We start from the raw sequence: 15,014 nt of genomic DNA, 5'->3' as shown, positions 1-15,014 counted from the left end.
ATTCCGGTGAGGATGGTCCGAGTGTCCGAGGAGCAGGACGGCTTCGAGGAGGCCACGGGGGTCGGCCGCAAGGCCGCGCGCGCGGGAAGGGGAAGGCGGGGTGAAGGACGCGTGGGGGTGACGTACAAGTACTTCGGTGCACCCGACCGCGCCACCGCCGCCAGAGTCCCCACCGCACTCGGCCCCGGTGGCCTCGGCCTGGATGCCGGCGAGCTCGGCTCCCTCGGCCGGCTCGGCGACCTGATGGAGACCAGTGGCTCCCCCACCGGCCACCTCTCCACCAAGATCAAGCCGGAGACCATGAGCGCGATGGTCCTCACCGGCATCGAGGGCGTCCCGCTGCACCAGGTGCCCCCGCTGGAGCTGGTGGTGCTGCACCCCGACTACGCGGTGGTCCAGCTCCCGCACACCGTGGTCGAACCGCTGCGCAAGGCGGACGAGACCGAGCTGGGCGCGGCGGCCTTCATCTGGTCCACGGTCCCCGACCGGCGCGGCCCGCGCGACGCCTTCGTGATCTACACCATGCTGCACGAGTGGCAGGACTTCGCGAACCGGCTGCACGACGCGGGGCACCAGCTGTACTGCCTGGTCTGGCCCTGAGCCCCGGTCAACCCTTCGCTGCGGGCTGTCAGGCCGTGAGGCGGGCCATGGTGAAGGGGAGGATGCCGCCGACGCGCAGGTAGTCCACCTCACGGGTGGTCTCCACCGCGGCGGTGGCGGTGAAGGAGTGCGCGGTGCCGTCGGCACGGCGGACCAGCACCCGGACCGGACCGTGCGGCCGCAGCGCGGCCAGACCGGCGAGGTCGAGCTGCTCGGAGCCGTCCAGGCCGTGGTCGGCCGCGGTGCTGCCCGCCGGGAAGCGCAGCGGGAGCACGCCCATGCCGACCAGGTTGCTCCGGTGGATGCGCTCGAAGCTCTCCGCCAGCACGGCCCGGACCCCCAGCAGGGCGGTGCCCTTGGCCGCCCAGTCGCGGGCGCTGCCGCAGCCGTACTCCCGGCCCGCGACCACCACCAGCGGGGTGCCGGCGGCCCGGTGGGCCTCGGCCGCCGCGTGGATCGAGAGCAGCTCGCCGGAGGGGTGGTGCACGGTCCACGGGCCCGTGGCGCCGCCCGCCATGGCGTTGCGCAGGCGGGGGCTGCCGAAGGTGCCGCGGAGCATCACGTGGTGGTTGCCGCGGCGGCCGCCGTAGCTGTTGAACTCCGCCTCGGGGACGCCGAGCTCGGCGAGCAGGCGGCCCGCGTCGCCCTGCGGGGTGATCGCGCCGACCGGTGAGATGTGGTCGGTGGAGACGCTGTCGCCGAGCAGCGCGAGGATCCGGGCTCCGGTGAGCTCGTCGCCGGTCAGGCCCGCGCTCGGCGCGTCGACGTAGGGCGGTTCGAGGATGTAGGTGGAGTCGTCCTGCCAGGCGTACAGCTCGCCCTCGGGGGCGGCCAGCGAGCGCCAGCGCTCGTCCCCCTCGAAGAGGTCGGCGTAGGCCGCGCCGAACTGGCCCGGGTCGACGGCCGCGCGGACGGTGCGGGCGACCTCCGCCGGGTCGGGCCAGAGGTCGCGCAGGTACACCTCGGTGCCGTCCGGCGCGGTGCCGACGGGCTCCGTCGTCAGGTCGCGGGTCACGGTGCCGGCCAGCGCGTAGGCGACCACCAGGCCCGGGGAGGCGAGGTAGGCGGCCCGGATCTGCGGGTGGATGCGGCCCTCGAAGTTCCGGTTCCCGCTCAGCACGGCGACGCCGAGCGCGCCGTCCTCGGCCACCGCGCGGGCGGCCTCGGGGGTGAGCGGCCCGCTGTTGCCGTGGCAGGTGGTGCAGCCGAAGGCGACCACGTCGAAGCCGAGCCGGCGCAGCGGGTCCAGCAGCCCGGCCCGCTCCAGGTACTCCGGCACGGCCCGGCTGCCCGGCGCCAGGCTGGTCCTGGTCCAGGCGGGCACCCGCAGCCCGAGCTCCACCGCCCGCCGGGCGACCAGGCCGGCGATCACCATCGACTCGGGGTGCGAGGTGTTGGTGCAGCTGGTCAGCGCGGCGATCAGCACCGAGCCGTCCACCGGGCCCGTGGCGCCGGTCGGCACCGGCCGCTCCAGCAGCGGCGCCAGCGAGCCGGGCACGGCGTCGAGCGGCACCCGCTGGTCGGGTCGGTGCGGGCCCGCGACGCAGGGCTCCACCGAGCCGAGGTCGAAGGTGGCCACCTCCGGGTAGCGGATCCGCCCGGCCGCGTCGGGCTCGTGGAACAGGCCCCGCTCCCGGCAGTGCCGCTCGACCAGGTCGACCTGCTCCGCCGGGCGGCCGGTGGCGGCCAGGAAGCGCAGGGTCTCCCGGTCGACCGGGAAGAACGCGGTGGTGGCCCCGTAGTCCGGCGCCATGTTGGCGACGGTGGCCCGGTCCTGGACGGACAGGCTCGCCACGCCCGGGCCGTGGAACTCCAGGATCGCGCCCAACACGCCGTAGCTGCGCAGGAACTGGGTGAGCGTCAGCACCAGGTCGGTCGCGGTGGTGCCGGGGCGCGGGCGGCCGGTCAGCCGCACGCCGACCACCCGGGGCGGGGCGAGCAGCACCGGCTCGCCGAGCAGCACCGAGGTCGCCTCGATCCCGCCCACCCCCCAGCCCAGCACGCCGAGCGCGCCCACCATCGAGGTGTGCGAGTCGGTGCCCAGCACGGTGTCGGGGCGCAGCCGCACCCGCCCGTCCGGACCCTCGGCGCGCACCACGACCTGGGCCAGCCGCTCCAGGTTGATCTGGTGGATGATGCCCTTGCCCGGCGGCACGATCCGCACCTGCGGGAAGGCCTGCCCGGCCCAGCGGAGCAGGGCGTAGCGCTCGCCGTTGCGGGCGTACTCCAGGTCCGTGTTGGTGCGCAGGGCCGCGGCGTTCCCCGCCGCGTCGACCCGCACCGTGTGGTCGACCACCAGGTGGGCCGGGACGACCGGGTTGACCCGCTCGGCGGGGATCCCGCGCCGGGCCGCCGCCGCGCGCAGCGCCGCGAGGTCCAGCAGCACCGGGATGCCCGAGTAGTCCTGCAGGACGATCCGGGCGGGCTGGAACGGCAGGCTCGCCAACTCGCCGGCCGCGCCGGCTCCGGCGCTACCGCCGGCTCCGCCGGTTCCGTCGCCCCCGCCGGCCGCACCGCGCGCGGCCGCCCAGCGGGCCAGCGCGGGCGGCAGGGCGGCCTCGCACAGGCCCTCCTCGGCCAGCTGGACGACGTTCTCCAGCAGGACGCGCACCACGTACGGCAGCGTGTCGAGCGCCACCCCCGCCGCCGCGGCGACGGCGACCAGGTCGTGGGCGGGCTCCGCACGGCCGGCTCGGGGGTGCTGGGGCGTGCTGGTCATGGTCGCTGGCTCGCTTCCGGTTCGCAGGGGTGACGGGTGGGTCAGGGTGGGTGGCCTCAGGCCTCAGGCCTCAGGCCTCGAGGGCGGCCAGCAGGGCCGGCTGGTCGAGCTTGCCGTTGGCGCTCCGCGGCAGGGCGTCGAGCCGACGCACCGTGGGCGGCACCATGTAGTGCGGCAACTCCCCGGCCAGGGCGTGCTGCAGCTCCGCGGGCGGCGGGCACCCGGCGGCCCCGCGGTAGAACAGGGCGAGCCGGTCGACGGCACCGCTCGGATCGGGCACGGGCAGCACGGCGCACTCCCGCACGCCCGGCAGGCGGAGCGCGGCCTGCTCGATCTCGGCGGGCTCCACCCGGTAGCCGGAGATCTTGATCTGCCGGTCCGCCCGGCCGAGGTAGTGCAGCACGCCGCCGTCGTCCTGGCTGCCCAGGTCGCCGGTGCGGTAGAGCGGGGTCGGCACCCCGTCGAGCCGCACCGTGACGAACTTCTCGGCGGTCGCCGCCGGGTTGTCCAGGTAGCCGAGGGCCAGGCCGTCCCCGGCGAGGCAGATCTCGCCGGGCGTGCCGCCCTCGACCGCCCGCTCGCCGTCGAGCAGGTGCACGGCGGTGCCGGGGGCCGGGCGGCCCACCGGGATGCCGTGCGGCGCGTCGCAGTCGGCGGGGCGGACCGCACGGGTGGTGGCGAACACGCAACTCTCCACCGGGCCGTAGCCGTTCAGCAGACCGATCTGCGGGTGGCGCTCGACGAAGGCCCGCACGTGCGGCACCGACAGCCGCTCGCCGCCGGTCATCACCTGCCGCAGGCCGGTGAAGCAGTCGAGGTCCTCGTCCACGAAGAGGTTGAACAGCGAGGCGGTGAGCCAGACGGTGTCCACCCCGGCCGAGGCGGTCAGTTCGCGCAACTCCCCCGGGAAGAGCTGGTCACCGGGGACGATCACGCTGGTGCCACCGGTGGTGAGCATGCCCCACAGCTCCAGCGCGAAGGCGTCCCAGGGCACCGGCGCGGCCTGGGTCATCACCCGCCCGCGGCCGAAGTCGGCGAAGGACCGGCCCGCGAACAGCCGGGTGGTGGCCCGGTGCGGCGAGAGCACGCCCTTGGGGCGGCCGGTCGTGCCGGAGGTGAAGAAGACCATGGCGGGCGACGACGGGTCGACGGCCACCGGCTCCGGCACCGCGCCCGAGCGCGCGGCCGCGGCCAGGCCACCCGCCGGTGGCCCCCAGCAGCGGCCCGCGAAGCCCGGCAGCGGCCGGTCGGCCACCAGCAGCTCGGCCCGCAGCGCCGCCGTCACCGCGAGCATCCGCTCGGCCGGCCAGCGGTGGTCCAGCGCCGAGTACGCGGCGCCGCAGCGGAGCACCGCCAGCAGCACGGCCACCAACTCGGGCGAGCGCCGCACCAGCACCGGCACCAGGTCCCCCGGCCCGACCCCGAGCCGCTGCAACTCGGCGGCGTAGGCATCGGCCGCCGCGTCCAGCTCGGCGTAACCGGTCCGCTCGCCCGCATGGACGAGCGCACAGGCCCCCGGCCTGGTCCGGGCCTGCCAGGCCACGGCGTGATGGATGAGCCGCCGGTCCATGACGGGCTGCTCGGCGGGGTCTGACAAGACGTCACCGTCCTTCTTCGATCGGTTCGGGCGGCCGGGCCGGCGGGCGGCCGAAGGTGAGGCCGGGCCGCCGGGGCTCCCGGCTGGAGGCCGGGGCCCAGCGGTGGGAGGCTGGAGGTCCGGGGGCTGGAGGTCCGGGGGCCGGAGGTCGGGATCCTGCGGCCGGAGGTGGGGGCCGAGGGTCTGGGTCGGGTCCGCGAGGCCCCAAGGCCGTGAACCCGTAAGGCCAGCGGCCAACGGCCAGGGCCGGAGGCCAGCGGCGCGAAGCCCGCGGCGGGTGCCTCCCGGCTGGAGGCCGGGGGTGGAGCCCGGCGGCGTGGGCCCGGTCGGGCTGGCCCTAGCGGTCCAGCCAGGCCAGCCAGGCGCCCAGGGTGAGCAGCGGGAAGGCCAGTTCGACGGCCGGTGCCTCTCCTGCGGCCAGGCGGCCGAGCAGGGTGTCCAGGCCGGCGGCGGACAGGCCGAGGTCGGTCAGCCGGGCGCGGTGGCCGGTGAGTTCGGCGTACACCCGGGCGGCTGCCGGGCCGGTCAGCCAGTCGGCGACCGGGGCCCGGAAGGGCTTCTTGACCTCCTCGGCGAAGTGCGGCAGTTCGGCCGCGTACGCCTGCCGCAGCGCCACCTTGGTCTGCCCTCCGTGCACCAGCGCGTCGAAGGGCAGCGCGGTGGCGAGCGCGGGCAGGCCGCCGTGCAGGAAGGGGGTGCGCCCCTCCACGCCCTGGGCCATCAGCAGGTGGTCGGCCCGGCGCAGCAGCGGTTCCAGGCTGTGCACGTACTCGAACTCCCGCACCACCTCCGCGGCCGGCCGTCCGTCCGCCGGCGGCAGCGCCGCCCCGGCCGCCGTGCGGGCCGCCGCGCAGGCCGGCTCGCCGAGCAGGGTGCGCACCAGCTCCGCTCGGGCCGGGGAGAGGTAGAAGTCGGCCGGATCGGCCAGTTCGGCCAGCCCCAGGTAGCTCCGGTAGCCGCCGAACAGCTCGTCGGCCCCCTCGCCGACCAGCAGCGCCACGATGCCGCTCGCCCGGGCCAGCCGGGCCAGTGCGGCGTACATCGGCACGCTGGTCATCGCCGTCGGCTCGCCGAGCGCCCGGACGGCGTCGGCGACCCCGTCGAGCAGGTCCTGCGGGCCGAACTCGACGAAGGTGTGCCGCCAGCTCCGCCAGGCGGTGCCGGGCAGGCGCAGCGCGGCGAGGTCGGTGGCCCCGTCGCCGGTGCCGCGGGGCACCACGCTCACGGTGGCGAGGTCCGTGACGCCGCGCAGCGAGAGCTCGGCGGCGAGCACGGTGGAGTCCAGTCCCCCGCTCAGGGCCAGCCCGAGCGGGCGGTCGGCGACCAGCACCCGCTCCACCGCGCGGGCCACCGCGGCCCGCAGCTGCGCCGGGCCGGGCACCTGCCGGTCCTCGGCCGGACGGCCGGCAGCCGGCCGGGCGGCCGAGTCGAGCCGCTGGACCCGGCCCTCCTTCAGCCGCAGCCGCGCGCCCGGCGGCACCGGCTCGATGTCGCGGAAGAACGTCCCGCCGTCCACCACCCGCCCGAGGAGCAGGAACTGCGCCACGGCCTCGGGGCGCGGCTCGGCGGGCCCGAAGATGTCGAGCAGCGCGGGCAGTTCGGAGGCGACGGCCACCCCGTCCGGGTGGCGCCGCAGGTAGAGCGGCTTGATGCCGAGCGGGTCGCGGGTCACCTCGACGCTGCCGTCCGGCTCCCGCCGGACCAGCGCATACATCCCGTCCAGGGCCGGGGCGGGCCGGGCCGCCACCGCCTCCGCCTCGTCCAGGCCGCCGGCGGGCACGGTGACCGGCCCGGTGCCGGCCCAGGCGTCGGGACCCACCGCGTACACCTCGCCGTTGAAGGCGTGGGCGGGGGCGCCCGGCTCGGCCCGGAAGGGCACCCGGTCCCCAGGCCGGCTGCGCAGCCGCAGCCGGCACATCGCCACCGCGGAGTCGGCGTCGCCGTGCACCCCGTGGCCGTCGGGGCCCCGGTGGAGCAACCGTCGGATGCCCGCCTCGGCCAGCTGGTCGGCCCGCGGCCCGGCCCCCGTCCCGGTGGGGGCCAGGCACACCGCCACGACTCCGCACACGGGTCAGGCTCCCGCGGCGGCGCGGTACAGGCGGGTCTTCGGCGCCTGGCCGAACTCCTCGGCGTCCAGCAGCTCCAGGCCGCGCTCCGCGACCCGGGCCCGGCCCAGCAGCGCGACGATGTCCTCGTGGTCGAAGCGCTGCTCGCGGCCCCGGCCGCGGTACCACTGGAGCAGCAGCTCCGGCGCGATGTCGCCGTGCGGCAGCAGGGCGTCGGTGAGGACGTCCCCGGCCGCACCGAAGTCGATCACCTTCTCGGCGGCGTCGAAGAAGGTCGCCACGCAGCCGCGCTCGGTGCCGAGCTCGATCATCCGCTCGTCCATCGGGTACAGCCCGAGCTTGATCGAGGCCCGCAGCTGGCCGCCGTCGGCGAGCAGGTCGAGCATGCCCTCGATCCCCCGCAGCGCCTCGGTCTCGCTGAAGCGGTTCACCAGGCGGTCGTTGAGCACGAACCGCTGGGTGCCGCGCAGCTCCGCCGGGGCGGGGCGGGTGATGTCGTGGCGCAGCACCCGGCAGGAGCCGGCCGGCAGCGCCGCGCGCAGGTCGGCGCACATCCGCTCGGAGAAGTCGAGGACGGTCACCTCGGCGCCGAGCGCGATCAGCGCCTCGACCAGGTCCTTGGTGGAGGCCCCGACGACGGTACAGCGGTCACCCGGCTCGATGCCCGCCGTGAAGAGCCCGATCTCCTCGTCGCTCGGCTTGGCGGTGGTGCGGCCGGACTCCCAGAACAGCGAGCCGATCAGGTCCCAGGCCTCGGCCTTCTGGTTCTCCGTCAGCTGGTCGCCCGCCGGCTGCTCGCCCGCAAGCCGGTCGGCGGTCGGACGGTGCTCGGTCTGGATGCTCATCGGTCGCTCCCGATCGAATCGAGCAGGCTGGAGTTGTAGTCGCCTGCGAGGACGTGGTTGAGGTAGGTGCCGGCGCCGCCGAGGACGCGGTAGCCGTGCGGCACACCGGCGGGGATGAAGACGCTCGCGGGGCTCGCCAGCGGGAAGACCCGGTCGCCGAGGGTCACCTCGACGGACAGGCCGCGGTAGCCCTCCTCCTCGCCGAGGAAGACGAAGAGGCTGTCGCAGTGGTGCACGTGGGTGTCGACGTGCCCGGCGCCGTAGTCGTCGAGCTGCGGCACCCGCCGCGCGATGCAGTACTGCTCGGCGCCGGCGACGAAGCGGTTGTCGACCAGCACGTAGCGCTCGCCGGGGCCGTGGCGGTGGTGCCGCAGCTCCGTCGCGGAGATCACCTGCGGGTCCACCACCCAGTCCATCGGCTCCGGGGAGAGCGCGGGGCGGCCGACGCTGGCGGTCCGGCCGACGGTGGCCGGGTTCACCCACTCGTACGCGTCGGGCTCCCGCTCGATCGCGGCCACGTGCAGCTTGGCCACGTGGTGGAAGACGTCGCGGCCGACCACCGGCCGCCGGTGGTCCGGCATCGACCGGGAGTACGCGCCGACCCGCCGGCTCAGGTCGCTGATCAGGGTGCCGTCGGTCATCGGGCGGCTGCCCCGGTACTGGAGGTTGACCACCAGGGCGGCGTAGTCGGTGATCCCGGCGCGCTCGCCCAGGCCGTTGACCGAGGTGGAGATCCAGGCGGCGCCGGCGTCGGTGGCCGCCAGGGCGTTGGCCAGCGACAGGCCGCGGTCGTCGTGCAGGTGGACCTCGATGTCGGTGTCCGGGCAGGCGGTGCGCAGCCGGGCGATCCGCTCGCGGATGCCGTCCGGCTCCAGCACGCCCAGGGTGTCGGCGAAGCAGACCCGGTCGGCACCGGCGGCGGCCGCGATCCGGTACGCCTCCAGCAGCTCCTCGCTCTCGGTGCGGCTGCTGTCCTCCACGGTGAAGCGCACCTTGAGGCCGAGCGCGCGGGCGTGGCCGACCGACTCCTCGACCATCGCGTAGAGCTCGGCCAGCTCGCGTCCGGGCAGCCGCGAGCGGCGCGAGACGTCGTTGATGCCGAGGAAGATGCCCACCCAGGCGGCACCGGTCTTGGCCACGGCCTCGATGTCGCCGCGGTGCGCGCGGGCGTGGGCCAGCACCGGCACCTCTCCGGCGGCCTCGACCACGGCCGCGACGCGGAGCAGCTCGTCCGAGCTGACGGCCGGGTGGCCGCACTCGACGGCGTCCACCCCGGTGGCCACCAGCAGCTTGGTGATCTCCACGCTCTGGTCGAGGGTGAACCGGCCGTGCGCCGACTGCATCCCCTCGCGCAGAGTGCTGTCGATGATGTAGGTCACAGGGATCTCCTGGATTGCTCGTCTGGTGGGCGGTCAGTCGCGTCCGAGGGCCGCCAGGTCGGCGATCGGGAAGCTGTCCTTGGCGCGGAACTCGGGGTCAGAGGCGTCGGCGAAGACCACGACCATGCCGCGCCGGTCGTCGGCGGAGGTGTTGGCGGCGCTGCCGTGGGCGAAGTGGCGGTCCCACATCACGCCGTCACCGGGGGCGAGTTCGAACTGCACCGGCTCGCTCAGGCCGTCCTCGGCGACGTCCAGGCAGGCGTGCCAGCGGTAGTGCGGGCGGTCGCGGTGCTCGAGGGTGCCGCCCGCGTGCGAGCCGGGGCAGCCGAACAGGCCGCCGTTGGCCGGGCTGACCGGGGTCAGCGCCGTCCAGACGCTGAACGCCTTGGGGTAGGTGTAGGTCCACAGCGCCTGGTCCTGGTGCAGGGCGACCTCGGTGCCGACCAGGGCGGGCTTGAGGAAGGCGGCGTGGAAGACCACCGCCGCGTTCTCGCCGACCACGGTCCGGGCCAGCTCGGTGACCCCGGCGCGGTTGAGCATCGGACCCCACAGCGCGGGGTCGTTCCACAGCAGGCGGCGCAGCTTGCGCAGCCGGCGCAGGCCGTCGGCCTGGTCGTACTCGGCCTCGTAGCCGGCGGCCACCTGCTCGGCGGCGTCGAAGGCGTCGAAGAACTCCAGGGCGCGCCGGGTGTCCTCGGCCCGCAGCAGCCCGGGGAGGGTGTGGTAGCCGTCCGCGGCGTAGGTGTCGATGTCGATGGTGGGCACGGTGGCTCAGCTTTCTGACGGGATGACGGGCGGCCGGTGGCCGAGGGAGTCGAGCACCTCGCCCACGGGCAGGTCGGGTGCGGCCGCCAGCGCGCCGACGGCGGCGAGGAAGTCGTCGGCGAACTCGCGGACGTAGCTCTCGGGGTACTCGGAGCGGTAGTGCAGGACGGTGAGGTCCACCGCGGGGCCGTCCTGGAGCAGCCACATGTGCAGGCCCGGCGAGTCCGCCGTCTCCTCCAGCGGTACGGGCTCCACCTCCGCCCCGTCGAACCGCAGGGCCCGGCCCCACAGCTCGTTGAACATGAAGTACACGCCGGGGTCCTTGCGGAACCCGGCCGGCACCGAGGGCCACATCCGGCGGCGGACGTACCAGGCCGGCAGGTCGCCGTGGGCGGTGGCCGCCAGCGCGGTGCCCCGGACCCGCTCGACGAGCCGGCGGAAGCTCAGCCCCAGCTCGACGTCGGTGGTCGGGAAGACCCCGTTGGCGTACCAGCCGACGGTGTCCTGGTACTCGGGCTCCAGGCGGTTCGCGGCGGTGGTGAGCACGGTGACCCGCGGGCTCCCGGTCTGCCGGGCGATCAGCGCCTTCAGCGCGGCCATGCTCACGCAGTACGGCGTGCTGCGCAGTTCGCGGCAGGCCCCCTCCAGCGCGCTGACCGCCGCCGCCGGGACTCGCAGCCGCAGGCTCGCCGGGTCGCTCAGGCCCCGGCCCGCCCGGTAGCCGGGCAGTCGGACGGCGAACGCCGACGGGTCCGCGCCGAGCCGGCCCTTCCAGTAGCCGGCGACCTCGTCCAGCCGGCCGGTGCGGTGGCGCTCCCACTGCTCGGCGGCCCAGCGCTGGTACGGCCGGGACTCGGTGAGCTCGGCCGGCTCGCCGGTGAGCGCGGCCCGGTAGGCGGCGCCGAGGTCGGCGACCAGCAGGTCCAGCGACCAGCCGTCGGCCGCGACGTGGTCCAGGACCAGGGCCAGCAGCTGGTCCCGGTCGGCCAGGCGGACCAGGTGGGCCCGGAGCAGCGGGGCCCTGGTGCGGTCGAAGGGGCGGCGGACCTCGTGGTCGAGCAGCAGCAGCGCCTCGGTGACCCGGCTCGGCTCGGGGAGCCAGCCCAGCTCCTCGACGGCCGGCTCGGCGGTGGCGTCCAGCAGGTGCGAGCGCACCGTCTCCCCGTCCACCCGCAGCACCGTGCGCAGCGCCGGGTGCCGGTCGAGCACGGCCTGCAGCGCGGCGCGCAGCGCCCCGGTGTCCAGCGGCCCGCGGACCCGGTACACCGCGTGGAACTGGAGGGTGGGGGCGTCCGGGTCGTGCACGGCGGAGAGCACCGCCCACTCCTGCGCCATGGAGGCGCGGGGCGCGCCCACCCCCACGGGGGCGGCGGGGGCCCGGTCGACCGGGGTCAGCCGCTGCGCCAGCTCGCCGATGGTGGCGGCGGTGAAGACGGCCTGGGCCGAGAGCCGGGCCCCGAGCCGCTCGGCGGTGAGCTTGATGACCCGGAAGGCCAGCAGGCTGTTGCCGCCGAGGTCGAAGAAGTTGTCGTCGGGACCCACCTCCGGACGCTCCAGCACCTCGCGGTGGATCTGGAGCAGGAGGGCGCGGGTCTCCTCGTGGGGTGAGGGCAAGGGTCGTCTCCTCGACCGGAGTGGGGAGCGGGAGAGGGTGGGGGTGGGGGTGGTTCAGGGAGGTGGGCGGGGGGCCTGGCCGCTCCCGCCGACCTCTACCTTGGTCGCGCCGCGGCGCCGGGAGAAGGGTCGGGCGGTGGACCGATGCGGCCGTGGACCCTTCCGTCCACGCGCTGACCGCCCGTCAGCCGGGGGCGCCGTCAGTGCGCCGGGGCGAGCACCACGCGGTCGGTGAACCAGGCGGCCAGCTCGCGCAGGCGCTGCTCCACCTGGGCCTCGTCCCGCCCGGTCAGCACGGCCAGGCCCGCCCGCAGGTTGGAGCCGGCGGTGGTGTCGGGCATGACGGCGCCGGGGGCGAGCGAGACCTCGGCGTAGACCACGCCGGGGCGGCCCAGCACCTCCTCGACGGTGGGCGCGGCGGTGACCACCCCCGGCGGGGCGGGCAGGTTCATCCCGCCGATCGCGGCACCGTCGGCGACGGTGGGGGCGACGGGCTCCCCGGCCGGCAGGCCGAGCGCCCAGCGGGCCCACTCGGCGTGCAGGTCGACGCCGTGGCGCCGCCGCACCACCTCGTCCGTCCGGCCGCCGCCCACCCGCGCCGCGCACTCGCCGAAGACGATCCGCCCGTCCTGCGGGTGCTGGAACACCTCCAGGTGGAAGACCCCGTCCTTGTGGTCCAGCGCCTCGAAGGCGGCCGCGGCGACGGCGTGGACGCCCGCGTACAGCTCCCGGTGCCGCTCGGGCTCGAGCACCACGTGGGCGACCAGGCCGCCCTGGCGCACCTCGATCAGGTTCTGCAGGTAGCGGGAGACCGACAGCAGCCGGATCTCGCCGTCCCGGACCAGGCCGTCGACCTTGAACTCGGCGCCCGGGACGAACTCCTCCAGCAGCCACGGGCCGGAGGCGCCGGCCGCGCGGGCGGCCGCGGCCGCGGCGCGCAGTGCCGCGGCGTCGGCCAGCACCCGGGTGTCCCGCACCCCGCCGCCGTCGAGCGGCTTCAGCACCAGCGGGAAGGCGAGGTCGGGCGGGCCGGCCGTGCCCAGGTCGTCCAGCACGGCGCAGCCGGCGGTGTCGATCCCGGCCGCGCGGACGGCCTGCTTCTGGACGTACTTGTCCCGCATGGCCAACGCCCGGTGGACGTCGGCTCTGCCGCCCCCGCCCACGGCCGCCACGGCGGCGGCGTTCAGCAGGCAGAACTCCAGGCCGCTGCAGACCGCCCGGAAGTCCGCGACCGCCAGGCCGTGCCGGGCCAGCGCGGCCAGTACGTCGGTGGTGCTGGTCGGGTCGGGCACGACCAGCACCCGCGCGCCGGCGGCCCGGGCGGCGGCCGCGTCGCCGGGCGCCACGGCGCAGGTGACGGGCCGTCCGGTGGCGACCAGCGCGGCCACGGCCCGGGCCATCCAGCCGATGTGCAGGACGGCGGAGCTCGATTGCATGACTACCTCACAGGGTGGGGGGAGGAACGTCGAAGGCGTCGCGGTAGAAGTCGGCGAGCAGGCCGACCGCCGACTCCCGCAGGAAGGAGGTGTGCGTCCCGGCGGTGACCGCGGTACGGAGGAGCGGGTGGCGGCGGGCGGCCGTCCGGGCCCGCTCGGCCGCGGGCACCACCCGGCTGTCCGCCGCGACCACGGAGAGCACCGGGATGCCCAGCGCCAGCGCGGCGTCCACCAGGTGGCGGTAGTCGTAGGCCCACTTGAGGAAGCTCGCCTCGGCCCACTCGTCGGCCGCGTAGCGCTCCGGCAGGGACTCGAAGGCCTGGTCGAGCAGCGCCACGCTGGCCACCCGCCGTGGCCCGAGGGTGACCGCCAGCACGGCGGCCACCAGCGCGCCGTAGGAGTGCCCGACGACGTGCAGGGGCTGCGGCGCCACATCCAGCACGCGCTGCACGTCGGCGGCGAAGTCGAGCGGCGAGTAGCCCCAGGCCGGGGCGGGGCTGCTGCCGTGCGCCCGCAGCGTCGGGTGCAGCGCGGTGCCGCCAACCGGGCAGAGCGCCTCGCCGATCGGGTGGAGCCGGCTGCTGTCGTCGCCGAAGCCGTGCAGCAGCAGCATGGAGCCGGGGGCGCAGCGGCCCACGGCCGTGCCGGGCCGGGTCTCCCAGGCGATCAGCTCGACCCGGTCGACGGCGGCCAGCTCCGGGGCGGGCCGGGCACCGGGGCCGGCGGTCATCCGAGCGCGGCGACCGGGCGACCCAGCTGCGCGGGCGCGCCACCGGCCGGCCAGACCCCGCCGCGGTAGCTGCCGCCCGCCGTCGCGCCGTACAGCGCGGCGTAGTGCTCGGGCAGTTCGGGGCTGTCGGCGAAGGCCAGCCAGAGCCGCAGCAGCAGCCGGCCGCGGCCGCCGCCGTCGGCGAAGGCCGTCCGGGCGTGCAGGATGTGGAAGTTGTTGAGCAGCTGCAGGTCGCCCTCGCGCAGCTCCATGTCGAGCGAGAGGCCCGGCCGCTCCAGGATCTCGTCCAGCGCGTCCATCGCCTCGATCTGCCGCTCGGTCAGCCGGGGCGCGCCGGGGTGGCGCTGCGAGCCGGTGATGAAGCGGCGCACGTACCTGGTCGCGAAGTCGCCCCCGGTCTCGCTGAACACCGGGATGCCCGACCACGGCTGCTCGCCGGGCTGCTCCTCGCCGCGCCGGTCGTGCGGCAGCGGCTGCTCCAGCTCCGCCAGCAGGTCCGGCCACTCGGCGGCGAGCAGGTCGCGCACCAGGCGGGAGGAGGCCACCCGGCTCAGGCCGCCGGAGGCGGCGGGCCGCACGCACAGCAGCCCGATCACGTCCGTCCGGTCCACGTGGAACGGCAGGCCGGCCGAGCTCTCGTAGCCGCGCTGGACCGGGCTGGAGATGTCGGCGCCGCGGTCCTCGACCCGGCCGAGCAGGTCGCGCTTGCCGCTCTGCGAGACGGGACGGCCGAGCAGCAGCCCGAGCAGCCAGTACGCCATCTCGTACTCCAGCGGGTCCAGCCCGGCGGCCGGGAAGCCGGTGGCCACCACGAAGCCGGGCCCGCCGGCCAGCCGCCCGCCCAGCTCGGCCGCGAAGGCCTCGCTCGCCCCGAGCGAGGTGGGGCGGGGGGCGTCCAGATCCGGGCGGCGGCCGGCGGCCACCGCCGCACGGGCTGCCGCGAGCAGCTCGGCCGCCACCTCCGGGGGCACGGCGATCCGCCAGGCCTCCGGCTCGTCCGCCAGCTCCTTGCCCCACCAGGCTTGTCCTGCACGGGAGTTCACATGATCCATGGCACACCGCATTTCGAGGTTCGGCCGTCGAGGGCATCGAGCATCAGAGCCCGGAGAGCCGGGTCGGACAGGTCGACTGCGAGGGGAGATCGGCTCGGCGTGGGCCGCCACGACCCACGGGCTCCCGCGCCAGGGGGAGCGACCGGCCGCCCGGGCGCACCGCGCACCGGGACGAGAGCAGACCCTAGACACGTCCGCGGCGCACTGTCCA

At 76.0% G+C, this 15,014-nt stretch carries 11 protein-coding genes; 1 reads left to right on the top strand and 10 read right to left on the bottom strand.

The window, feature by feature from the left end:
- Positions 1-12 precede the first annotated feature (12 nt).
- On the top strand, positions 13-600 hold the full coding sequence (locus ACQRUO_RS12835) for a hypothetical protein (protein WP_428315969.1): 588 nt from the start codon (positions 13-15) through the stop codon (positions 598-600).
- A gap of 28 nt (positions 601-628) precedes the next feature.
- Here ACQRUO_RS12835 and acnA read toward each other — a convergent pair whose 3' ends face one another.
- The 10 genes from acnA to ACQRUO_RS12785 form a co-directional block, all read right to left on the bottom strand.
- Positions 629-3,319, bottom strand: coding sequence for an aconitate hydratase AcnA (gene acnA / locus ACQRUO_RS12830; RefSeq protein WP_428315968.1), 2,691 nt, complete (start codon positions 3,317-3,319; stop codon positions 629-631).
- 70 nt (positions 3,320-3,389) lie between these two features.
- On the bottom strand, positions 3,390-4,916 hold the full coding sequence (locus ACQRUO_RS12825; protein WP_428315967.1) for an amino acid adenylation domain-containing protein: 1,527 nt from the start codon (positions 4,914-4,916) through the stop codon (positions 3,390-3,392).
- Positions 4,917-5,253: 337 nt separating this feature from the next.
- Positions 5,254-6,984, bottom strand: a complete 1,731-nt coding sequence (locus ACQRUO_RS12820; RefSeq protein WP_428315966.1) for an asparagine synthetase B family protein — start codon at positions 6,982-6,984, stop codon at positions 5,254-5,256.
- 3 nt (positions 6,985-6,987) lie between these two features.
- Positions 6,988-7,827, bottom strand: coding sequence for a hypothetical protein (locus ACQRUO_RS12815; protein WP_428315965.1), 840 nt, complete (start codon positions 7,825-7,827; stop codon positions 6,988-6,990).
- Complete coding sequence (locus ACQRUO_RS12810) at positions 7,824-9,206, bottom strand: hypothetical protein (RefSeq protein ID WP_428315964.1); 1,383 nt, start codon at positions 9,204-9,206, stop codon at positions 7,824-7,826. Before ACQRUO_RS12810 ends, ACQRUO_RS12815 begins: the two co-directional genes overlap by 4 nt.
- A gap of 33 nt (positions 9,207-9,239) precedes the next feature.
- Positions 9,240-9,971: a phytanoyl-CoA dioxygenase family protein gene (locus ACQRUO_RS12805; protein WP_428315963.1), complete on the bottom strand. Its 732-nt coding sequence runs from the start codon at positions 9,969-9,971 to the stop codon at positions 9,240-9,242.
- A gap of 6 nt (positions 9,972-9,977) precedes the next feature.
- The gene (locus ACQRUO_RS12800; protein WP_428315962.1) at positions 9,978-11,585 is read right to left on the bottom strand and encodes a condensation domain-containing protein; all 1,608 of its coding nucleotides are present in this window, start codon (positions 11,583-11,585) and stop codon (positions 9,978-9,980) included.
- Between the two features lie 200 nt (positions 11,586-11,785).
- On the bottom strand, positions 11,786-13,021 hold the full coding sequence (locus ACQRUO_RS12795) for an ATP-grasp domain-containing protein (RefSeq protein ID WP_428315961.1): 1,236 nt from the start codon (positions 13,019-13,021) through the stop codon (positions 11,786-11,788).
- 7 nt (positions 13,022-13,028) lie between these two features.
- On the bottom strand, positions 13,029-13,751 hold the full coding sequence (locus ACQRUO_RS12790) for an alpha/beta fold hydrolase (protein ID WP_428315960.1): 723 nt from the start codon (positions 13,749-13,751) through the stop codon (positions 13,029-13,031).
- Positions 13,748-14,794 (bottom strand): TauD/TfdA family dioxygenase, encoded by a 1,047-nt coding sequence (locus ACQRUO_RS12785; protein ID WP_428315959.1) that lies wholly within the window; start codon positions 14,792-14,794, stop codon positions 13,748-13,750. Before ACQRUO_RS12785 ends, ACQRUO_RS12790 begins: the two co-directional genes overlap by 4 nt.
- Between the last annotated feature and the right edge of the window lie 220 nt (positions 14,795-15,014).

This window comes from Kitasatospora sp. LaBMicrA B282 (assembly GCF_050325825.1).
In the GTDB taxonomy this organism is placed as follows: domain Bacteria; phylum Actinomycetota; class Actinomycetes; order Streptomycetales; family Streptomycetaceae; genus Kitasatospora.
The sequence above is the reverse complement of the archived record's forward strand: the minus strand, read 5'-3'. Positions and strand labels throughout refer to the sequence as shown.